At 31.4% G+C, this 21,625-nt stretch carries 18 protein-coding genes; 10 read left to right on the plus strand and 8 right to left on the minus strand.

Features of this window, described 5'->3' with window-relative positions:
* The first annotated feature begins 90 nt into the window (after positions 1–90).
* A complete protein-coding gene (locus tag OH806_RS05310) occupies positions 91–594 on the plus strand; it encodes a superoxide dismutase family protein (RefSeq protein ID WP_264742631.1) in 504 nt (167 codons plus the stop codon).
* A 67-nt stretch (positions 595–661) separates the two neighbouring features.
* Here the strand turns inward: OH806_RS05310 and OH806_RS05315 are convergent, their stop codons facing one another.
* Positions 662–2,791, minus strand: coding sequence for a carboxy terminal-processing peptidase (locus OH806_RS05315; protein WP_264742632.1), 2,130 nt, complete (start codon positions 2,789–2,791; stop codon positions 662–664).
* A gap of 323 nt (positions 2,792–3,114) precedes the next feature.
* Here OH806_RS05315 and surE point away from each other — a divergent pair, with 323 nt between their 5' ends.
* Complete coding sequence (gene surE, locus OH806_RS05320) at positions 3,115–3,882, plus strand: 5'/3'-nucleotidase SurE (RefSeq protein ID WP_264742633.1); 768 nt, start codon at positions 3,115–3,117, stop codon at positions 3,880–3,882.
* 48 nt (positions 3,883–3,930) lie between these two features.
* Here surE and OH806_RS05325 read toward each other — a convergent pair whose 3' ends face one another.
* The 3 genes from OH806_RS05325 to OH806_RS05335 are packed head-to-tail and all read right to left on the minus strand — an operon-like array spanning position 3,931 to position 6,359.
* The gene (locus OH806_RS05325; protein WP_264742634.1) at positions 3,931–5,334 is read right to left on the minus strand and encodes a radical SAM protein; all 1,404 of its coding nucleotides are present in this window, start codon (positions 5,332–5,334) and stop codon (positions 3,931–3,933) included.
* 9 nt (positions 5,335–5,343) lie between these two features.
* Positions 5,344–5,580 carry a hypothetical protein gene (locus OH806_RS05330; protein WP_264742635.1) on the minus strand — a complete coding sequence of 79 codons (237 nt, stop codon included), beginning with the start codon at positions 5,578–5,580 and terminating at the stop codon, positions 5,344–5,346.
* Positions 5,577–6,359 carry a prolipoprotein diacylglyceryl transferase gene (locus tag OH806_RS05335; protein WP_264742636.1) on the minus strand — a complete coding sequence of 261 codons (783 nt, stop codon included), beginning with the start codon at positions 6,357–6,359 and terminating at the stop codon, positions 5,577–5,579. The genes OH806_RS05330 and OH806_RS05335 overlap by 4 nt, the downstream gene beginning before the upstream one ends.
* A gap of 47 nt (positions 6,360–6,406) precedes the next feature.
* Between OH806_RS05335 and OH806_RS05340 the strand changes: the two genes are divergently transcribed.
* Positions 6,407–7,447 carry a GMP reductase gene (locus OH806_RS05340; RefSeq protein ID WP_264742637.1) on the plus strand — a complete coding sequence of 347 codons (1,041 nt, stop codon included), beginning with the start codon at positions 6,407–6,409 and terminating at the stop codon, positions 7,445–7,447.
* A gap of 3 nt (positions 7,448–7,450) precedes the next feature.
* Positions 7,451–8,173: a DUF1835 domain-containing protein gene (locus tag OH806_RS05345; RefSeq protein WP_264742638.1), complete on the plus strand. Its 723-nt coding sequence runs from the start codon at positions 7,451–7,453 to the stop codon at positions 8,171–8,173.
* Between the two features lie 57 nt (positions 8,174–8,230).
* Here the strand turns inward: OH806_RS05345 and fabG are convergent, their stop codons facing one another.
* The 4 genes from fabG to OH806_RS05365 all read right to left on the minus strand — a co-directional run bounded on the left by fabG (position 8,231) and on the right by OH806_RS05365 (position 12,722).
* Entirely contained in the window at positions 8,231–8,977 is a 747-nt protein-coding gene (gene fabG / locus OH806_RS05350; RefSeq protein ID WP_264742639.1) for a 3-oxoacyl-[acyl-carrier-protein] reductase, read from the minus strand.
* A 175-nt stretch (positions 8,978–9,152) separates the two neighbouring features.
* Positions 9,153–10,640: a WG repeat-containing protein gene (locus OH806_RS05355; protein WP_264742640.1), complete on the minus strand. Its 1,488-nt coding sequence runs from the start codon at positions 10,638–10,640 to the stop codon at positions 9,153–9,155.
* Between the two features lie 7 nt (positions 10,641–10,647).
* Positions 10,648–11,322 (minus strand): 16S rRNA (cytidine(1402)-2'-O)-methyltransferase, encoded by a 675-nt coding sequence (gene rsmI / locus OH806_RS05360; protein WP_264742641.1) that lies wholly within the window; start codon positions 11,320–11,322, stop codon positions 10,648–10,650.
* A gap of 8 nt (positions 11,323–11,330) precedes the next feature.
* On the minus strand, positions 11,331–12,722 hold the full coding sequence (locus tag OH806_RS05365; RefSeq protein WP_264742642.1) for a Rad2 family DNA repair protein: 1,392 nt from the start codon (positions 12,720–12,722) through the stop codon (positions 11,331–11,333).
* Between the two features lie 62 nt (positions 12,723–12,784).
* Between OH806_RS05365 and OH806_RS05370 the strand changes: the two genes are divergently transcribed.
* The 6 genes from OH806_RS05370 (at position 12,785) to OH806_RS05395 (ending at position 21,436) form a co-directional block, all read left to right on the plus strand.
* Positions 12,785–13,378 carry a thymidine kinase gene (locus OH806_RS05370; protein ID WP_264742643.1) on the plus strand — a complete coding sequence of 198 codons (594 nt, stop codon included), beginning with the start codon at positions 12,785–12,787 and terminating at the stop codon, positions 13,376–13,378.
* 111 nt (positions 13,379–13,489) lie between these two features.
* A complete protein-coding gene (locus OH806_RS05375) occupies positions 13,490–15,937 on the plus strand; it encodes a bifunctional UDP-N-acetylmuramoyl-tripeptide:D-alanyl-D-alanine ligase/alanine racemase (RefSeq protein WP_264742644.1) in 2,448 nt (815 codons plus the stop codon).
* Between the two features lie 5 nt (positions 15,938–15,942).
* A complete protein-coding gene (locus tag OH806_RS05380; RefSeq protein WP_264742645.1) occupies positions 15,943–18,102 on the plus strand; it encodes a patatin-like phospholipase family protein in 2,160 nt (719 codons plus the stop codon).
* Between the two features lie 4 nt (positions 18,103–18,106).
* Positions 18,107–18,526 (plus strand): rRNA maturation RNase YbeY, encoded by a 420-nt coding sequence (gene ybeY, locus OH806_RS05385; protein WP_264742646.1) that lies wholly within the window; start codon positions 18,107–18,109, stop codon positions 18,524–18,526.
* A gap of 111 nt (positions 18,527–18,637) precedes the next feature.
* On the plus strand, positions 18,638–20,500 hold the full coding sequence (mnmG, locus tag OH806_RS05390; RefSeq protein WP_264742647.1) for a tRNA uridine-5-carboxymethylaminomethyl(34) synthesis enzyme MnmG: 1,863 nt from the start codon (positions 18,638–18,640) through the stop codon (positions 20,498–20,500).
* A 114-nt stretch (positions 20,501–20,614) separates the two neighbouring features.
* Positions 20,615–21,436, plus strand: coding sequence for a class I SAM-dependent methyltransferase (locus OH806_RS05395; RefSeq protein ID WP_264742648.1), 822 nt, complete (start codon positions 20,615–20,617; stop codon positions 21,434–21,436).
* Positions 21,437–21,625 lie beyond the last annotated feature (189 nt).

Here is a 21,625-nt window from a genome sequence, read left to right on the forward strand (position 1 = left end):
ATTATTCCTGAATAAAAAAATCTAAATTTTACCCCTCTTTGGAATATCTTTTTTAATTTTATACTAATAATCACTTAAAATCATTTAAAAATGAAAGGTAAAACATTAGCTTTATTGGCTGGATGTACCTTATTTGCTGTTTCTTGCGGAACGACAAATACGTATCAAGTCTTGTCTAAAAGCAATACACAAACAGGAGGAACTGCAAAATTTACTCAAAAAGGAGAGGAAGTTATCATGAAACTTGATATAACCAATCTTACACCTGGAATTCATGCTGTGCATATTCATGAAAAAGGTGATTGTTCTGCAGCAGACGGAACCTCTACTGGAGGACACTGGAATCCTTCAAAACATGACCACGGAAAATGGGGAGCCGAACATTTTCACATGGGAGATATAGGAAATCTTGTTGCTGACCAAAATGGTGTAGCAACTTTGACATTCAAAACAAATAAATGGTGTCTTGGCTGTACAGATGAATCTAAAAATATCATCGGAAAAGGTCTCATCGTACACGCTGCAGCAGACGATTTTCATACTCAACCAACAGGAAATGCGGGGGGAAGAGTTGGATGTGTAGAAATTAAATAACCTTACGTTATTTCAAATAAAAAAACCGCGATTTTTCATTTGCGGTTTTTTTATTATTTTTTAATTTTTATGATTTTGTACCCATATCTGCAACAATGTTCATTGCTTCCTGTAAATAAGGGTCTTTTTTAAGACCTTTTATCCAGATTTCAGATTTTTTCTTGAATACTTCATCTTTTTTCTCTCTTTCAATCTCAGAAGGATACATAGTGAATTTAAGACCATTCTCATATTTACTTAAAGCCTTAAATTTCTCAATCTGAGCCTTTCTCTCCTTCATCACCTGATTGAACTTGTTAATATTCAATGTAATGCTTTCTTCTTTGTCTAATTTTTCTCTCCATTGAGCAGACTCTAATAACAACTGATAGTTTTTGTTATTTGCCATTCTCTCTGAACTGGCTTTCTCAAGTGCCTGAATATTGAAATAATTCAACTTTTGGAAATTAGTAGAAGGAATTTTGTCCCAAGCAAGAGCAAAATCATCATATCTTTCCCCTATTTCAGCATATGTAAAGAAGTCTTTCATCTGAATATCCGAAACAATACCTTTTCTTTGGTTTGACTCTCCCGTAATTCTATAAAACTTCTGAATTGTCAGTTTTAGAGAACCAAAATCATCTTCAGTATTCAAGAATCTGTTTAAATCAACAAATGTCTGAACTGTACCTTTTCCGAAAGACTGTGGAGAACCTATAACCATTGCTCTACCGTAATCCTGCATTACACCTGCTAAAATCTCAGAAGCAGAAGCGGAAAGTTCGTTTTGCATAATTACAAGCGGTCCCGTCCATATCGGATTTTCATTTTTATTTTTTAATGTCTGAATTTTCCCGTTTCCATCTTTTACCTGAACGTAAGGACCTGATTTCATGAAAAGTCCCATAATATCACCAACTTCTGTTAAAGATCCTCCTCCATTGTTTCTTAAATCCAGCACAATTCCTTCGATATTTTGTTCTTTAAGTTTAAGGATTTCGTTTTTGATGTCATCTGAAGCATTTCTTCCTTTAGCATCTTCAAAATCTGCATTGAAACTTGGTAAATTAATGAAGCCATATTTTTTACCGTTTGGAGAATTTACTATAATACTTCTTGCAAAAGTATCTTCAATAGCAACTTCTTCACGAATCATGGTAACATCTTTTATCGTTCCGTCTTTTTTCTGAACCGTTAAAGTAACCGGAGTTCCTTTTTCCCCTCTGATCAACCTTACTGCCTCATCAGAAAGCATTCCTACAACATTTACAGCATCATCTTTTGGTTTAGACTTTACTTTTAAGATTTTATCACCTTCTGAAAGTTGCTTCGATTTCCAAGCCGGAGCACCAATTGTTAATGCTCCCAGATAAAGATTCCCTTTTTTCTCCTGAATAAGGGCACCAATTCCTATTACTTTACCTTTAAAAGTAGTGTCGAAATCTTCTTTATCCTTTGGCGAATAATAGTTTGTATGCGGATCAAAAACTTCTGTATAAGCATTCATATAGACTGTAAACCAATCCATCTTCTTTCTTTTCTTGAATCTCGTAAATGTTTCTTTTACAAGATCTTTAACTTCATCTGTAGCTTTTTTTATTTTTTGCTCAGGTGTAAGAATTTGAAGTTTTATAGTATCTTTTAAGTTATGTTTTTGAACAGAATCTTTCTTCTCTTTTTGAGCCTGTTCTTTGCTGTTCATTGACTCAATCTCCTGAAGAATATTGTATTTAATGAACTTTTTCCATTCATTGTATTGTTCCTGCTTATTTGCCGGTACTTTTTTCAGTTTTGGCTCCAAAGTAAGAGTCTCATCTTCTTCTAGATTAATAGGTTTGCTAAAAACATCCTGAGTAATCTTATCAATTTCGTCGACTCTTTGATAAAGTCTGTCTATTGTAAGCTTATAGAATGTAAGATCTCCCATATTGATATAATCATCAAGCTTTGTTTCATGCTTGCTGAATTCGTCCATATCCGATTGTAGGAAGTATCTCTTTGCAGGATCCACCATCTCAAAATAATGCTTATAAACATCTTTGGAATAAGCATCATTAATAGGCTTTGGGCTGTAATGTATATAAGAAAGAGTGTTTTTCACACTCACCATTATTGTCTGCATCTTTTCGTCGTCATTCTTAGGAGAATTGAAACAAAAAACAAGACTTGTCAATGGAATTAAGAGTAAAAATTTATTTAGTTTAAAATTTTTCCACATAAATCTGGCAATATATTTTTATTAATTTTTTATAAATCAGCTATTCAATTTGTAGTAACAATCTAATAACTGTTACAAGCTATCAAATTTAATACCTTATTTAGAAATATCGAATACTTTTGAATTTTTTTATTATAAGAGATATAAATATTTAAAATTTATAAAATAAATCTATAAATACCTGAATAATATTACTTCATGTATCAAAATTTTCAAATAAAGAATACAGTTTTTCAAATTCTCAATTTATTCACGAATAAACAATTTTATGTGAATAATTTCTAATACACAAAATTGTATATTTGTTAAAATTAAAATATTTTATGGAAAGACCACTTATTCTGGTAACAAATGATGATGGAATTACAGCACCAGGTATCAGAAATCTTGTAAACTTTATGAACGAAATAGGAGAAGTAATTGTAGTAGCACCCAATTCTCCACAGAGCGGAAAAGGACATGCTATTACCATAAATTCTACCTTGAGTTATGAAGAAGTAAATTTGGAAGGTCCGCAAAAAGACTATTCTTGTAGCGGAACTCCTGTAGACTGTGTAAAAATGGCACTTGATAAAATCCTTACAAGAAGACCAGATATTGTTGTTTCCGGAATCAATCACGGAGCAAATTCTTCAATTAATGTAATTTATTCGGGAACCATGTCTGCAGCGGTTGAAGCCGGAGTTGAAGGTATTCCTGCTATCGGATTTTCATTGCTTGATTTCAGTTGGGATGCAGACTTTTCTCAGGCTAAAGAACATATTCAAAATATCGTTAAAAGAACTTTGGAAAATCCAATGCCGAAAGGTATTGTATTAAATGTTAATATTCCTAAGCTTACAAAAGAAGAAATAAAAGGTATAAAAGTTTGTAAACAAGCTGATGCAAAATGGGAAGAAAGTTTTGATGAAAGAGTAAATCCGCACGGAAAAAAATATTACTGGCTTACAGGTTATTTCAATAATATGGATGAATCTGAAGATGCTGATGAAACCGCTTTAGCCAACGGATATATTTCAATTGTTCCTGTAAAATTTGATTTAACAGCTTACGAGTACATGAAAACTTTGGAAGAAGTAATGAATTTTTAATTAAAAATACAGAGTGGAACATTTTCCACTCTTTTTATTTTTAAAAATTTAAAATAATACTTTATCCTCCTTTCTGAGTTCTTCCAAGTACTTCTTTTTATCATCTCTGTAGAAAAGATTCATTGTTTCAAAAGGAATCAGTTTTAAATCTTTATTGACGATATGAACACATGATTTCTTCACAGCTCGAACATCAAAATCATGGGCATCCATAAAATTCATAATGATGATTCTAAAGAGATTATCATAATCTAAATCCGGAGCACAAACTTCCGGCAAACAACAAAGCAATTGGTTTACTTTCGGTTTTACTTTATCTACTGAAATACCTGTGCTAAAGATATCAATAAGCTGCATTTTTAAGCCTTCATCCTGCTCATAAACAATAGTATTTTTGGTTTCATTATTCAATAAATCGGCTGGATTGATATATCTTGTCAAAGGAATTGTTTCGCCTTCTAATTTTAAAATATACCCCATCGCCAAAGCATCCGGATTACACGGAACAGGAATAATATCATCAGAATTCAGCAAAGGAAACTGATTTAAAATTTCCTGACGAACTTCTGTAAGCGTAATTTTCTCATGTGAAGAATCTTCTCTGTTTCTTCCTGCAATTTCTACAGGCTGAAAGGTAATTCCGCGAACACATTTTTGTTTTAAAGCAAATTCAATGATTTTACCGATTTCATCAATATTTTTACCTTTTTGAAGGACAATAACCAACGTTGTAGAGAGATTTAAGGTATTCAGTTTCTCCAAAGCTCTCATTCTTACATCCGTTAAATCTTTTCCTCTAAAATCCTCTAAAACCTCGGGCTTGAAAGAATCAAACTGAAGATAAATTTCAAATTCCGGAGCATAAGTTGCTAATTTTTCAGCAAACCCAGGATCATTTGCAATTCTTACCCCATTTGTATTCAACATCAAATGTTTAATCGGTTTGGATTTTGCAATATCCATTATTTTGAAAAATTCTGGATGAATCGTTGGTTCTCCTCCACTTATTTGAACAACGTCCGGTTCGCCTTCATTTTTTACAATTACATCAAACATTGCTTCAATCTCTTCCAAACTTCTATGACTTCCATAATGAGGAGATGACATTGCATAACAGGTAGGACAGGTCAAATTACAACGATCGGTAACTTCAACAATAGAAAGACAGCTATGTTGTTCATGATCAACACACAAACCACAATCATAAGGACATCCGTATTCAACATCTGTCCCAAAATGCAAAGGCATTTCAGAAGCCTTATTGTAATTTCTGATATTTTTGTAATAATGAACATCAGAAGCAATTTTTGTCTTAAAGAAACCATGATCCGGACATCTTTTCGTCATAAAAACAGCTTCATTTTCAATAATAATCTTAGCTCCTACTCTTTTTAAACATTCAGGACAAAGACTTATGGTGTAATCGTAATATGTATAATTTCTTACCGGCATATTTAATTTTTAAAAACCTCCTCCACAAATATATCCGCTAATCAATCCGCAAATTAACAAGCACAAAAGCATGGTCTGAAGAAACTGCTTTTTCGAAAATTTTCTTCCATCTTTTAGTTCATAAATAACTTTTACAATGAGAGCTACTATTGCAGAAATAAATAAAGCCCCAAAGATCATTAGCAAAATAATCATTAAAACAACTCCTGCGAGATTGCCTACTTCCAAAAGTGTTATAAATTTCATGATTGGTATTTTTTATATTGTGAAGGCAGTGTGTTTTTTATTTTATAAATGTAGTAAATAATTACACAAATACATACTATTTGAATCGTTCCCAAATTTCCTACAATTTCTAGCCTTGGTTTAATAAAATCCAAAATAACCCTAAACGTGAAGTAACTCAACATAAATATTTGAAATATAAAACCCGAAGGATAAATATTTCTTTTCTGAATTACTTTTAAAACTATCCAAAGAAGAATTAAAAATACTATTTCATACAATGCAACAGGATGCCTCAAATAATTATCCCCGAGATTCATTCCAAAGATTGAGGTCGTAGGAATTCCGTAAGTTTCTTCGTAAATTCCCGTGAGAAAACAGCCAATTCTTCCGATAATCATCGCCAATATTAAAGGAAAAACAATTAAATCTCCTGTACTTTCTTTATGCCCTACTATTTTTTTTGCCAACTCTACCCCTATTAATCCGAAAGCCAACCCTCCAACAATGGTATTATTAGACCAAATGGCTGCAATATCAAAACTCTCAAAAAGTTTAAACGGATTTTCAAGATTTCCTATCAATTTAGACCCCAATAAAGCTCCAGCTGTTGCACCTATTAAAACAGAAATAGAAATATTAAAAGGAAGTTTTTCTTTAGATTTTCTTTTCAAATAAAAATAATAGCGCATTCCTATAAACATCCCTATTGCCTCAAAAAGCGGATGTGCAAGAATGGTTTTACCAAAAATCTGAAAAGTAACAGGAAAATCCATACCCTCAAAAGTAAGATATTTCATATTATTTGCTAATTTTATTTAAGAAACAATTAAAATTATTTATCAAAATGCGAATAGAATATGATATAAAATTAGGGTTTAAGGACGTAATGTTTCGTCCGAAACGTTCCACTCTTAAATCCCGTTCAGAAGTTGATTTAGAAAGAGAATTTATATTCAAGCATACCAAAAAAAAATGGAAAGGCACTCCCATTATTGCTGCCAATATGGATACAGTCGGTACTTTTGAAATGGCAGTAGAACTTGCAAAAGATAAAATCATTACAGCGATTCACAAACATTATACTGTTGAAGAATGGACAGCTTTTTTAGAAAATCAGCCAGAAAGCATTCATCAATACATTGCTTTAAGCACAGGTACAGGAAAATCGGATGAAGAAAAAATAAAAAACATCCTCGAAAAACACCCAAAAATCGATTTTCTTTGCATAGATGTAGCCAATGGTTATTCTGAACATTTTGTAGAATTTGTGAAAAGAACAAGAGCCAATTTCCCTGATAAAATTATTATTGCCGGAAATGTAGTCACAGGAGAAATGGTTGAAGAGCTTCTTTTAGCAGGTGCAGATATTATAAAAGTAGGTATTGGTCCGGGTTCTGTATGTACAACCCGTGTAAAAACAGGAGTTGGGTATCCTCAGCTTTCAGCAATTATAGAATGTGCTGATGCTGCACATGGTTTAGGAGGGCAAATTATAGCAGATGGAGGCTGTAAAGTTCCCGGAGATGTTGCCAAAGCATTTGGAGGAGGCGCCGATTTTGTAATGTTAGGAGGAATGTTTGCCGGTCATGATGAAAGTGGAGGAGAAATCATCGAAGAAAATGGCAAGAAATATCGTTTATTTTATGGAATGAGCTCCAAAACCGCAATGGATAAACATTCCGGAGGTGTTGCTGAGTACAGAGCTTCTGAAGGAAAGACTGTAAAAGTTGAATACAAAGGTTCTGTTTCAGAAACCGTAAAAGATATTTTAGGGGGAGTTCGTTCCACGTGTACTTATGTTGGTGCTTCAAAGTTGAAAGAATTATCAAAAAGAACAACATTCATAAGAGTACAAGAACAAGAAAATCAAATATTTAAAGATTAATAATTGAATAAAATATTTAATATAGCAAACGGAGATTGTTTGGCGGAACAGTTAAAGGAAGCTAAAATCGCAAGAGATATAATTATTTGCAGGGAAGCTTTAATTAAAGGGTCTTTACAATTTGAAAATCTGGATGATTTCTGGAAATTAAGAGCTGATTTTATTTCAAATGAATACAGTACCACTCAAAATGATTATTATGAAAAGGTTGTTGTTGAATTTAAAAAGATTATAAATATTCCTGAAAACTCAGAAGCGAATCTTTGGTTTGAAGATGATTTATTTTGTCAGGTAAATTTATGGTTTTGCATTCTTTTGCTTTCAAGAAATAAAGATTTAAAAATCTACAGAATATTTCCTAAATCATCAGAAAAATGGAAAGGATTTTCCACTTCCACTCATTCTGACCTTGAAGAATCTTTATATTTGAAAGTACTTTTTAATGAAAATGATATTGAATTAGCTTTAAAACTTTGGAGAGCTTTTCAAAATAGTGATTCTCAAGATTTAAAAGAATTATCTAAAAATCAATCTCTTTGCTTTAGAAATTTAGAAGAAGTAATTGATGTATATCTGAATAAAAAAACCAAAGATTTTATTGAAAATTTAATAAAGAAAGGTGTTACAGATTTTAATTTAGTTTTTGAAGAATTTCAGAAAGAGTTTGGGGCGCTTGGTTATGGAGACCTTCAAGTCAAAGAAATTTATAACAAGGCTCTAAAATGAAACCAAAAAATCCGTCATTGAGACGGATTTTTTATTTATAATTTGATAGAAATCTTATTAAGGCATCAACATTCCTCCGTCAACATTCAATGTTTGACCTGTAATGTATGCAGACATATCGCTTCCAAAGAATACGCAAGCGTTTGCAATATCTGTTGGTAATCCTCCTCTCTTCAACGGAATCCCGTCTCTCCAATATTGAACAGTTTTTTCATCCAAAGCTGCCGTCATTTCAGTCTCAATAAATCCCGGAGCAATAGCATTGCAACGGATATTTCTTGAGCCTAATTCCAGAGCAACAGATTTAGTAAACCCAATAACTCCAGCTTTAGTAGCTGCATAATTTGCCTGTCCTGCATTTCCTTTAATTCCTACAACAGAGCTCATATTGATTATAGACCCTGATTTTGCCTTCATCATTGGCTTAATAACCGCTTTTGTAAGGTTGAAAACAGAATCTAAATTTACTTTTATAATTGTATCCCAATCATCTTTAGACATTCTTAATAAAAGATTGTCTCTGGTAATACCTGCGTTATTTACCAAAATATCAATCTGCCCGAATTCAGCCAATACTTCATCAACTAAACTTTGAGCAGCATCATAATCCGATGCATCAGATTGGTAACCTTTAATGTGAGTTACAGAACTTAAAGCCGCTTCTAATTCTTTCGCTTTGTCTACAGAACCTGCATAAGTAAATGCTACTTTTGCTCCTTGTTGAGCAAAAACTTCTGCAATACCTTTTCCGATTCCTCTTGTAGCTCCCGTAATTAGCGCTACTTTTCCTTCTAATAGTTTCATATCTATGACAATTATTTCTTTATAACTAATAACTAGCCTTTTGAAGTTTAACTAATTTATTAATACATTTAATTTAGTGAAATTAAACGGTTTGCAAAGATATTATAATTTAAGCATTTACCATGCTTTGACTAGTATTTTAGTAAAAATTTATGACTATTTCAATACAAATTCTTTACTCTATCGTTTTCAAATCTTCCGAATCTGTAAAATAAAGAAATTCTGGTTCTTTGTCTTTTGTAAGCTTAATCCATTTTCTGTCGATGGAATATTTATCATAAACAACCTCTTTTAAAGGTTCGTTTTGATAGTTTATCACACCGTATTTGTTACCTTTTTTTACAATTATTTCATTTGCTGAAATAAAAGTAGAAATATCATCATACACAAAAGGAACCAGTTCATCTCCTTTCTCATCGATAATCCCGTAAAGATTTTCCTTATTTTTACAAACCATTGCCGGAAAAATAGAGGTTGGATAATAAAAAACTCCGTTTTGCTTTATTTCAGAAATATTTGTTAGTTCTTTATATGTTTTATCTAATACTGAAAATACATAAAAGGCCTTATTTTTACTCAGAATCAAACTATTAGGAAATATTTTTTCTATTTGATATGCATCATCCAGAATATCATTCAAATCCTTATCTAAAAGTTTTTGTTCTTTTCCTTTTTTAAGGTAAATAAAATCTTGCCCTGAAATTTTAACTCCTTCAATATCATCAAATTCTTTAGGTATGACAACCTCGCCATCAAGACGTACAATTGCCATTTTAGGACTTTTAAAATTCTTCTGAGTACTGAAAAGATCTTTGAATAATGCCTTTACGTAAGAATAATCTGTAGGATATAATTTTTTCTCAGCTTTTGAAAAAACGCTTACTTTTTCATTTTTTATAAGGTAAATGTATCTGTTTCCTAAAAAAATCTGATCATAAACTTCATCGGCAATCAGGTTTTCTTCATTGTCGATTAATCCGTATTTATTTTTACCATTTTTTGTAACCAAGAAAGGATATGCACCTATATCATCAATCGAATATTTGGAAATTGTTGTAAGAATTTTCCCATCATTATCAATAACCTGCCCTTTCTTATCTCCTGAGTCTAAAAATGCTTTGCCTTTATAAAAATAGAGATTATTTGAAAATTCTTTATCAGAAACTTGTTGACCTTCAACATTATAAATAAACCATTTACTATCTTTTTTTACAAAAAACCTGTTTTCTCCTGCAAACTCAATTTTATCGGAAAAAGGTATTATTTGCTTTCCGTTATAATCATACAAACTTTGTTTTCCCTCTTTTGACGAAATAAGTCTTTTCTTAATCTGAAAATTTGTATTAAATTTCTGATTTTCAAGAGATATCAATTGTTCTCCTTTCTCATCAATCAAAGCTGTTTTACCGTCTTTCAGTTTTAAAATAAACCTATTTTTATGCAAATGCAGAATTTCACTTTTGAAAGGATAATTAAAAGTAACTGTTCCTAAAGAATCAATAATTCCTGAAAATCCCTTTTCCGAATCTACAATTATACCATATCCTTTAGAATATGAACTTACTTCTTTGTTAAGTTTTTTTGATAATAAAATCTGAGTGTACTGATCCGTTTGCTGCGCTGCACAAACTGATGAAAACAATACAAAAACAAGTGTTTTCAATTAAAAATTAAATGGAATTATTTATAATAAGAACAATCTCTCCTTTTAAAGTTTTACTTTTAGAGAACTCAATTAATTCATTGATTGTTCCACGTTTAGTTTCTTCGAATTTTTTCGAAATTTCTCTGCTTAAACTTACTTTAGTTTCTTCACCAAAAAATTCTTTGATTTGTTCTAAAGTCGTATTTATTTTATGAGGACTTTCGTATAAAACGATGGTCTTTTTTTCTTCTGCAAGTTGTTTTAGTTTCGTTTGCCTTCCTTTTTTTTGAGGTAAAAATCCGGCAAACAAAAACTCGTTATTAGGAAGTCCTGAAACCACCAAAGCCGGTACAAAAGCTGTCGCTCCGGGAAGACAAATCATTTCGATATTATTATCTGCTCCTGCTTTTCCCAATAAATAACCAGGATCTGAGATTCCGGGAGTTCCAGCATCTGTAATAATGGCAACATTTTGACCGCTTTTAAGGTCTGTCATCACCTTTTCTGTTGCCTGATGTTCATTGTGCAAATGATAAGATTTCAAAGGCTTAGAAATTTCGAAATGCTTCAAAAGAATTCCGGAAGTTCTGGTGTCTTCACATAAAATATAATCTACTTCTTTCAGTACATTCACCGCTCTGAAAGTCATATCTTCCAAGTTCCCGATCGGTGTAGGAACAAAATACAGAATCCCGCTCAAAATTTAGTTTATAAGAATTTATTTTCTACCAATATCCATAATCTTTGAGCATATTCGTCTACTTTATGCCACTTTTTGGCATAATATAGATCGCTCAAATATTCTTTTGCGTCGTCTAATGTCTTGAAACGGTTAAGTTCCGAAACAACTTCATTCAATTCTGATTGACTTCCTCCGAATAACATTTTTGAAAAAGCAATTCTATCATTTAAATCAAGTTTAAATTCGGGTTTTGCTTTTTCTGCTTCCATGAAATCCGTAGGAATATTTGTTTTCAAAATACTTCCTACATCATCTTTTACTGAAGGTTCTACAGGATTTTCTCTTTCCAAAGGATCATCATCAAAAAGAGTCTGAACTGCTTTTAGACCTTTAATATTGGCTAATTTTATTTTTTTATCCTGATGATAAGTATCTGTGTTTTCAAAACTTTCATCAGAAGGTTGATTTTCTTTTGCTTCAGAAACAGGTTTGTCAATATCAACAATTTTTCTTCTGTCGATAGACTCAGAAACTAAAATCTCTTCATTTTTTTCTTCAATTTGAGCTTCATTTTTTATTTCACTCAAAACATTTTCAACATTCGAAGTTTCCGTTACCATTTCTCCTTGCTCAATAGAAATATTTGAAGCAACAAACTGATCTTCATTTTCTTCTACTAAAATCTCCTCTTCATCAATAATTTCACTATCAAAAATACTTGGTATAGTTTCTACTATTTCAGAGGCTTCATTCTTTATTTTTTCCGGCTCAAAACTAAACTGAATTTTTTCTTCTTCATCAAAATCATTTATACTATTACCTTGATTTTCAGAAATTTCATTTTCAAATTCATCAATTTCATTAAGCTGATTATTAAATATGGCTTCTTCTTCTGTTGTTTCCTGATTAAACATCTCTTCATTGATATCATCCTCATTTTCAGGTTCAGAATTAGCCAAAATTCTTTCTTCATCTACAAAACTCAGCGTACTTTCGTGATATTCAGACAATTCGCTTTCTTCTATTTCATTCAATTGGCTATTAAAAGTTTCATTTTCAGCCTTTTTATGAGTGAAATCATCAAGAGTATTCTCTTCATTCTCATCAATTTCGTTCAACTCATTGTTAAAAATAGCTTCTTCTTCCGTTACTTCATTTGCTGATTCATGATTTTCAGGTTCAGTACTATTCGTGAGAGAAATATTTTGTTTGCTTTCTGAAGATTGAGAATTATTTTCAGGTATAAAGTATTCTATATTTTTCTCAAGTAATCTCAAGAAAGAAATTCTATTACCAAGCTCATCCACAAGATCTTGCTTTGAAAGCAGCTCGTCTACATTGTTAATTTTGTCCAAAATATCAATGATATTCTTGGATTCAAAAAAAATTTTTTCCTTTAAATCTTGGATGTTTTGCATATAAGAATCTTGTTAAAATTGCTTACTTTTGATGTAATAAAAATATACGGCTAATTTAACAAATGTTTTTAGAAAATACAATTAATCATTCTAAGCAGAGTGGTTGGATGGAGGTTATCTGTGGTTCAATGTTTTCAGGAAAAACCGAAGAACTGATCAGAAGGCTGAGAAGGGCAGAAATGGCAGGACAGAATGTAGAAATTTTTAAACCAAAACTGGATACCAGGTATTCTGAAGAAGATGTTGTGTCTCATAATCAGAATAAAATTCGTAGCACAGCAGTGGAAAATCCCAACGAAATTCTTTTATTGGCTTCCAACTGTGATGTAGTAGGAATTGATGAAGCTCAGTTTTTCGACGAAGGCATCGTTGATGTAGCCAATCAGTTGGCAAATAGTGGTGTGAGAGTGGTAATTGCAGGTTTGGACATGGATTTTTTGGGAAGGCCTTTCGGACCTATGCCCAATTTGATGGCAACTGCAGAATATGTTACAAAAGTGCATGCTATTTGCAAAAGAACAGGAAACCTTGCCAATTACTCTATGAGAACTTCTCAGGGAGATGATTTGGTTGAATTGGGAGAAACTGAAAGTTATGAAGCTGTAAGCCGTCGTGTTTTTATTGAAGAAGTACTTTTGAAGAAGAAAAATATATAATTTTATAAAGACAAAAGAGTGAAGTTGTAGTTTTTCCCATACAGCTTTTTTTTAAGCCCTTTTGTGATTTTACTTTTGAATTTTCTATTAAAATAAAGGAGGTAGGTACCAATGAATTATACAATAAAACAAATTGCAGATATCACCAATGCTCAAATTATTGGAGATGAGGATTTAATTATCAAAAATATAGCTTTTGACAGCAGAATTATTTACTCTACCAAGAATACAGCATTTATTGCAATAAATACGCACAAAAACTCAGGGGAAAAATTTATTGAATCTGCGATTGACAGAGGTATCAATGTAATTATTTCTGAGCATCATTATTCTCAATTTGAAAATATTACATGGGTTATCGTTGAAAATTCAGTAGATTTTCTTCAAAACTTAGCTAAATATCATTTTGAAAATTCTCACTTAAAATCTGTAGGGATAACGGGAAGTAATGGTAAAACGATTTTAAAAGAATGGCTTTATCAATGTATCTGGAATGAATTTTCTACAGTGAAGAGCCCTAAAAGTTTTAACTCGCAGATTGGCCTTCCTCTTTCTTTACTTCAAATCAATGACTCACATGAGATTGGAATTTTTGAAGTAGGAGTATCTAAACCTAATGAAATGGAAAAACTGGCAAATATTTTCCATCCGAAAATTGGTTTACTTACTCATATCGGAACTGCACACCTTGCCAATTTTGAATCTGAAGAAGAATTAATTGACCAAAAAGTCAAACTTTTTAAAGATTCTGAAGTCATTATTTTCAATGGTGATAATTTATTGGTTGATAAAAAGATAAGAAAATTATATTCAAGTAAAAAATTAATTTCATACGGATTAAAGGAAAATAATCAGGTTCATTTTAAAAACAATATTTCTAAAGATGAAAATGTTGTTGTGAAATACTTTGATGAAGAAATAAGTTTTCCTGTTCAGCAGAAGGACGAGGCTACATTAACCAATGCTTTAGCACTCATAACCATTTTAAAGGAACTGAACATCGAAAATCATAAAATTGTTGAAAAAATCAATACTTTAAAGGCTGTAGAAATGCGTCTTGAAGCTATTGAAGGTATCAAAAACAATATTATCATCAACGATTCTTTCAATCTCGATTTAGATTCTCTTAAAACTGCTCTACAATTTCTGAATGAATATAATAAACCTAAAAAATCGTTGGTTCTAACGGATATTGTAGGAGTAAATTCCAATTCAAAAGAATTGTATGAAGAAGTTTCTGAATTGGTAAATGAACAAAAATTTGATTCAGTTTTCCTAATCGGTAAAGAAATATCAAGTTTTAGTGAATTATTTAAATCTAAAACATTTACTTTCATTGATACTAAAGAACTAATTGATAGTAAACATATTACAGAATTAGAAAATCAGCTTATTTTGCTAAAAGGAGCCAGAAAATTTGAAATTGAAAAATTAAAAGATATTCTTGAGCTCAGAAAGCATGATACTGTTTTAGAAATAAATCTAAATGCTATTTTACACAACATCAATTATCATAAATCTTTGCTTAAACCAACCACTAAAATGATGGCAATGGTAAAAGCAAATTCTTATGGTTTAGGAAGTTATGAAATTTCGGAATTTTTACAACATCATCATATTGATTATTTGGGAGTTGCTTTTGCTGATGAAGGTGTTGAACTTCGTAAAAAAGGAATTACAACTCCTATCATAGTTATGAACCCGGAACAACACAGCTATGAAACAATTATTGAATATAATCTGGAACCTGAAATTTATAGTTTCAGAGTCTTGGAATTATTCTATGAAGCCGTTCAAAAATCGGGTTATGACAAGAAATATCCTATCCACATCAAATTGGAGACAGGAATGCATCGTCTTGGGTTTAAAGGTTTTGAATTAGAATCATTAAGTGAAACTTTAGCTAATAAAAATGTAAAAGTTCAAAGTATTTTCAGCCATCTTTCATCGGCAGATATGCCAAACGAGAAAGAATTTACTCTAAACCAATTAGAAACTTTCGATAAAAATTCAGGTTATTTAATAGAAAAATTAGGCTACACTCCTATCCGTCATATTCTAAATTCTTCAGGAATAACCAGTTATACCAATTACCAATATGATATGGTAAGAATAGGGATTGGAATGTTAGGAGAATCACCAAATAGTGAAATACAGAAACAATTAAGATCTGTTGTAAGCTTCAAGACTGTAATTTCTCAAATTTCAAAAGTAGAAAACGGAGAATCAATAGGTTACAGCAGAAAATATAAAACTGACCATATTACAAAAATAGCAACAATTCCTGTAGGATATGCGGACGGAATACCTAGATTAATTGGAAATCAGGTAGGAAATGTAGGAATAAACAAAACTTTAGCTCCGATTGTAGGAAGTATTTGTATGGATATGATGATGATAAATGTAGACAATGTTCCCAACGTAAAAGAAGGAGATACTGTTACAATTTTTAATTCAAAACCTAGTTTAAAAGAATTCGCAGATTACTGCAACACCATCACATACGAAGTATTAACATCTATTTCGCCTCGTGTGAAACGGATTTACATCAAAGACTAAATTATATGAAAAAGCTCCTGACAATCCTCTTTATATTCCAACTTTTTTTAATCAATTCTCAAGTAAAGAAAAATTTGGTAATTCCAAACAACCCGAAAATAGGTCTTTCTCTCGCAGGAGGAGGAGCCAAAGGATTTTCTCATGTTGGAGTACTCAAAGTATTAGATTCATTAGGAGTAAAGGTAGATTATATTGCCGGAACGAGTATGGGAGCTATTGTTGGAGGTCTCTACGCTTCAGGATATTCCGGAAAAGAAATAGAAAAAATTGTAATGGATACAGATTTCTATTCTTTAATCATGGATCCGAAATCTACCCGCCAAGAAACTACATTTTTTAATAAGTCTGTAGACAAATACTTACTATCAATTCCATTAAAAAATGGTAAAATTACCCTTCCCTCTTCTATAAGTACGGGACAAAAAAATGTTTATTTACTTAAAGAACTTTTTAAAAATGTTTCCAATATAGATGATTTTTCCAAACTCCCCATTCCATTTATGTGCGTTGCAACAAATTTGGAAAGTGGAAATATGGAAATTTTTGAAAAAGGAGATTTGGTACAATCTATTATGGCAAGTTCTGCCTTTCCTTCTTTAATGGATCCTGTAAAAATTGGTGACAGTATCTACATTGACGGAGCCATGACAGTAAATTACCCCTCAAAGCCATTAAAGGACAAAGGAATCGATATTGTTATCGGTGTGGACCTTAACCAGGATTTATCGAAAAGAGAGGATTTAAACAGTATTATAGCCATTTTAAATCAGGTTATTGACTTTGGTATACAAAAAGATACAAGAAGACAATACAAATACACCGATATTAATATTAAGCCGAATCTAAAAGGAATGACCGCTACAAGCTACGATGAAAAGAAAAAAATTCTTGATAGTGGCTATGTTGAAGGTATGAAATACACCAATATTCTGGATCAATTACCTAAAAGATCATTTGATCGTCTTAGACAGCGCATAAATCCAATATATTCTAATGTTTATAAGATTGATAGTATTTCATTAATTGGCAGTAAAATTTACGGTAAAAACTATGTTCTCGGTAAAATGGGACTTAGACTTCCTTCTATGCAGACCTATGGAAGTATCAATAAAAGAATTGATAAGCTTATTGCAACCAATAACTATAGATTTATTAACTATGATATTGTACCTGAAAATGACCATAATTATTTGAAATTATATGTAACTGAAGATGAAGCTCGTCATTTCATAAAATTCGGATTACATTATGATGAAGTTTTCAAGACAGGATTACTTTTAAATTATTCAGCAAAGCGTCTCTTATTTAAAAATACCAACCTTTCATTAGATGTTATTGTAGGTGATAAACCGAGATATTATTTGAACTATTTTATAGATAACGGATACATTCCTGGTTTTGGTATTTATTCTTCAGGAATGAGTTTTAATACAAAAGATGAAAATAATCAATCTTCTGAATCTTGGTCATGGCTAAGAAATGAAGCCTACATTCAATCTATCTGGAGAGATAAGTATGCAATAGGAGGAGGTATCAGTCATGATTATTTTGAAATAGATAATAATGGAAGTAACCAAAGATACAGCAGATATCTCAATCCTTATATTTTTCTGAAAAGTGATACTCAGGATGACAAAGATTTTCCTACAAAGGGAATTTATTTTTCTGCTGAAGGAAAGTTAATTGACTTGTTGAGTTCCGAGGTTGAAAGCAAACCAATCCAGGTAAAAGCAGACATAAGAATCAATATTCCTTTATCTAAACAGTTTACTTATCGTTTAAATCTATATGGAGGAATTACAATTGGAGAAGAACTACCCCACTATTACAAATATAGGCTTGGAGGAATTTTTGAACAAAATATTGTCAATTTCAAAACTTTTGGAGGTTTCTATTTTGCCCAGCTGAATACAAACAATATTATTTTAATTTCGAACGATATTCAGTTCAAGTTTAATAAAAACTATTTTGTAAGCGGAAATTTCTCTTTTGCAAACCTTTCTAATGATATCAGTTTTGAAGATGCTGTAAAACTAAATTATAGCTCATTAGGAATAAACGTAGGCTACAAATCTCCTTTCGGACAAATAAAATTAAATTTTAGTCATTCACTTAAAAATAATCAAAAAGGCATATTCAGTGTTATATTAGGACACTGGTTTTAATACAATGATACAATTCTTTTACGAAAACTTACCTGAATCTGTGAATACAGATTACATAAAATGGCTGGAAGATCTTATTCTTTCAGAAGGAAAAAAACTTGGTGATATTAATTACATTTTCTGTGATGATGAATATTTATTAAAAGTAAATCAAGACTATTTACAACATGATTACTACACAGACATCATTACCTTCGACAATGTAAAAGGCAGAACTATAAGCGGAGAGATTTTCGTATCTTTGCAACGCATTTCTGATAATGCTTCTACCCTATCCAAAGAATACGAAGAAGAATTGAGAAGAGTTTTAGCTCATGGTATTCTTCATCTTTGCGGATATAAAGATAAAACTGAAGAAGAACAAAATCAGATGCGAGGAAAGGAAGATTTTTATTTATCTAAATATAATATTTCATATAAATAAAACCGAAATAAGCCTTATTACAGGCCGTTTTTAGAACTTATTTCCGAACAATGTTTCACGTGAAACATTTGTAAAAAAGATTAAAATTTAAGGCTTAAAACAAGCAATAAAATGATTTCAGAAATATATGATGTAATTGTAGTAGGTGCAGGTCACGCAGGATGTGAAGCTGCTGCTGCTGCTGCCAATCTAGGTTCAAAAACTTTGCTTATTACAATGAATATGCAAACAATTGGACAAATGAGCTGCAACCCTGCAATGGGTGGTATAGCAAAAGGACAAATTGTACGTGAAATAGATGCAATGGGAGGTTATTCCGGAATTGTAGCTGACAAATCTGCAATTCAATTCAAAATGCTTAATCTTTCTAAAGGCCCTGCAATGTGGTCTCCAAGAACGCAGAATGACAGAATGCTTTTTGCAGAAGAGTGGAGATTAGCACTAGAAAACACTCCAAATCTTGATTTCTTTCAGGATATGGTAAAACAACTTATTGTTGAAAATAATAAAGTAACCGGAGTAATAACTTCGTTAGGAATCGAAATAAAAAGTAAATCTGTAGTTCTTACAAACGGAACTTTCTTAAACGGATTAATACACGTTGGAGACAAACAATTAGGAGGTGGAAGAATGGGAGAACCGAGAGCATTTGGTATCACAGAACAACTTGTTTCTTTAGGATTTGAAGCCGGAAGAATGAAAACAGGTACTCCACCCAGAGTAGATGGAAGAAGCCTTGATTATTCTAAAATGGAAGAACAAAAAGGTGATGAAAATCCTCAGAAATTCAGCTATTTAGATACCCCTAAATTAACTAAACAATTAAGCTGTCATATCGTTTACACAAACGAAACAGTACATGATATTTTACGTGAAGGATTTGATAGAAGTCCAATGTTTAATGGTACCATTCAGAGTTTAGGACCCAGATATTGTCCTAGTATTGAAGATAAAATCAATCGTTTTGCAGAAAGGAACAGACATCAATTATTTGTAGAACCTGAAGGATGGAAAACAGTAGAAATTTATGTTAACGGTTTCAGCTCTTCCTTACCTGAAGATGTACAAATAAAAGCTATGAAACACATTCCTGGTTTTGAAAACGTAAAAGTATTTCGTCCGGGCTATGCTATTGAATATGACTACTTCCCTCCTACTCAATTAAAGCATACATTAGAAACAAAATTAATTGATAATTTATATTTTGCAGGTCAAATCAATGGTACAACAGGTTATGAAGAAGCTGCAGGTCAAGGTTTAATTGCTGGTATAAATGCACATAACAAAGTACATGAAAAAGAAGAATTTATTCTTAACAGAGATGAGGCTTATATTGGAGTTTTAATTGATGATTTAATTACTAAAGGTACAGAAGAACCTTATAGAATGTTCACATCAAGAGCAGAATACAGACTTCTTTTAAGACAAGATAATGCTGATATCAGATTAACAGAAAAATCTTATCAGTTAGGTTTAGCAAAAGAAGAAAGATTAAGAAAAGTTGAAGATAAACTAGCTAAAAGTGAACAACTTGAGAACTTTCTTCGAGAAACTTCTTTAAAACCAGGTATTATCAATCCTATTCTTGAGAGTATTGAAAGTAGTCCTGTTGATCAAGCATTCAGAGCAGCACAAATACTTACAAGACCTAATATGACATTAGAAAAACTTGACGAAATTGATTTTATTAATGAAGTTTCTTCCACGTTCAATAATGAAGTAAGGGAACAAGCTGAAATTAATATTAAATATAAAGGCTATATAGAAAAGGAAAAAGAAAATGTTGCTAAACTAAATCGTTTGGAAAATATTAAAATTCCTGAAGACTTTGATTATTCTAAAATATCTAGTCTTTCCGCAGAAGCTAAACAAAAAATGTCAAAAGTAAAACCAAAAACTATAGCACAAGCAGGAAGGATAAGTGGCGTTTCACCTGCCGATATAAACGTTTTACTTGTCTATTTAGGACGTTAAATTAAAAATGTTTCACGTGAAACATAAATAAAATAGAATCGAAAATTAAGGTATTTATGAGCTTATTTTAACTTTTAGATATCTTAATTTTTAATTTAAATGAATGAAAATTAAATGAAAATAAAAGATCATTTTCTATCACAAGAAATTTTTGAAATTAAGGAAACTGAAACAAAAGGTGTTTTCAAGACCTCCCCTATTCCATCCAACATTTCAAAATATTACGAAAGTGAAGATTACATTTCCCACCATCAGGATTCAGGAGGTTTAAAAGAAAAACTCTACAAATTTTTACAGTCTTTCAATTTACAGTACAAAAAAACAATTCTTTTAGATAGAATCGATAAAAATTCTAAAGTTTTAGACTATGGTTGCGGAGCAGGAGAATTTGTAAAATATATAGAAAATGATTTTCAGACATTTGGGTTTGAGCCAGACTCAGATGCAAAAAAAGCTGCAAAAAATAAAATTTCAAAGGCTACAATTTTAGACAATATCAATCTTATTGAAGATAAGAGTTTAGATGCTATAACTTTATGGCACGTTTTCGAGCATATAGAAAATCAAGATGAAATGCTTGAGATTTTCAATAAAAAATTAAAAGACAAAGGTTTATTAATCATAGCTGTTCCCAACCCTACTTCTTATGATGCAAAGCATTACAAAGAATTTTGGGCAGCGTATGATGTACCTAGACACATCTATCATTTTTCAAAAAAAGGAATGGAAAATCTGATTTCAAAAAAGCCAAACTGGAAAATGAGAAAAATTAAACCTTTACTTCTAGACTCATATTACATTTCCATGTTGAGCGAGAAATATCAAAAATCGTCTCTTTTTTGGCTAAAAGCGATCATCCACGGAACGATTTCGAACGTAAAAGCATTATTTTCAAACGAATTTTCAAGTTTGATATATATTATCGAAAAAAAATAGAAAATCGATTTTTACCCTATTTCTGAAGGTCGATTTTTGTCGTTTTCAAATTAAAAAACAAAAACTCGGGATATTTTCCCGAGTTTATTTTTTGTGCAATTCGAATTTTTGTAAAATTTATTTGATTTAGACTTAAATCAAAAATTCAGTTGTTTGATCAGAAATTAAAAAATTACTAAAATAAAATTC

Origin of the sequence: Chryseobacterium oryctis (genome assembly GCF_025971925.1) — a bacterium.
Lineage (GTDB): Bacteria > Bacteroidota > Bacteroidia > Flavobacteriales > Weeksellaceae > Chryseobacterium > Chryseobacterium oryctis.

Coding starts and splice junctions, on each gene's coding strand:
- OH806_RS05310 (WP_264742631.1), top strand. CDS start 91: ATGAAAGGTAAAACATTAGCTTTATTGGCTGGATGTACCTTATTTGCT.
- OH806_RS05315 (WP_264742632.1), bottom strand. CDS start 2,791: ATGTGGAAAAATTTTAAACTAAATAAATTTTTACTCTTAATTCCATTG.
- surE (WP_264742633.1), top strand. CDS start 3,115: ATGGAAAGACCACTTATTCTGGTAACAAATGATGATGGAATTACAGCA.
- OH806_RS05325 (WP_264742634.1), bottom strand. CDS start 5,334: ATGCCGGTAAGAAATTATACATATTACGATTACACCATAAGTCTTTGT.
- OH806_RS05330 (WP_264742635.1), bottom strand. CDS start 5,580: ATGAAATTTATAACACTTTTGGAAGTAGGCAATCTCGCAGGAGTTGTT.
- OH806_RS05335 (WP_264742636.1), bottom strand. CDS start 6,359: ATGAAATATCTTACTTTTGAGGGTATGGATTTTCCTGTTACTTTTCAG.
- OH806_RS05340 (WP_264742637.1), top strand. CDS start 6,407: ATGCGAATAGAATATGATATAAAATTAGGGTTTAAGGACGTAATGTTT.
- fabG (WP_264742639.1), bottom strand. CDS start 8,977: ATGAAACTATTAGAAGGAAAAGTAGCGCTAATTACGGGAGCTACAAGA.
- OH806_RS05365 (WP_264742642.1), bottom strand. CDS start 12,722: ATGCAAAACATCCAAGATTTAAAGGAAAAAATTTTTTTTGAATCCAAG.
- OH806_RS05370 (WP_264742643.1), top strand. CDS start 12,785: ATGTTTTTAGAAAATACAATTAATCATTCTAAGCAGAGTGGTTGGATG.
- OH806_RS05375 (WP_264742644.1), top strand. CDS start 13,490: ATGAATTATACAATAAAACAAATTGCAGATATCACCAATGCTCAAATT.
- OH806_RS05380 (WP_264742645.1), top strand. CDS start 15,943: ATGAAAAAGCTCCTGACAATCCTCTTTATATTCCAACTTTTTTTAATC.
- ybeY (WP_264742646.1), top strand. CDS start 18,107: ATGATACAATTCTTTTACGAAAACTTACCTGAATCTGTGAATACAGAT.
- mnmG (WP_264742647.1), top strand. CDS start 18,638: ATGATTTCAGAAATATATGATGTAATTGTAGTAGGTGCAGGTCACGCA.
- OH806_RS05395 (WP_264742648.1), top strand. CDS start 20,615: ATGAAAATAAAAGATCATTTTCTATCACAAGAAATTTTTGAAATTAAG.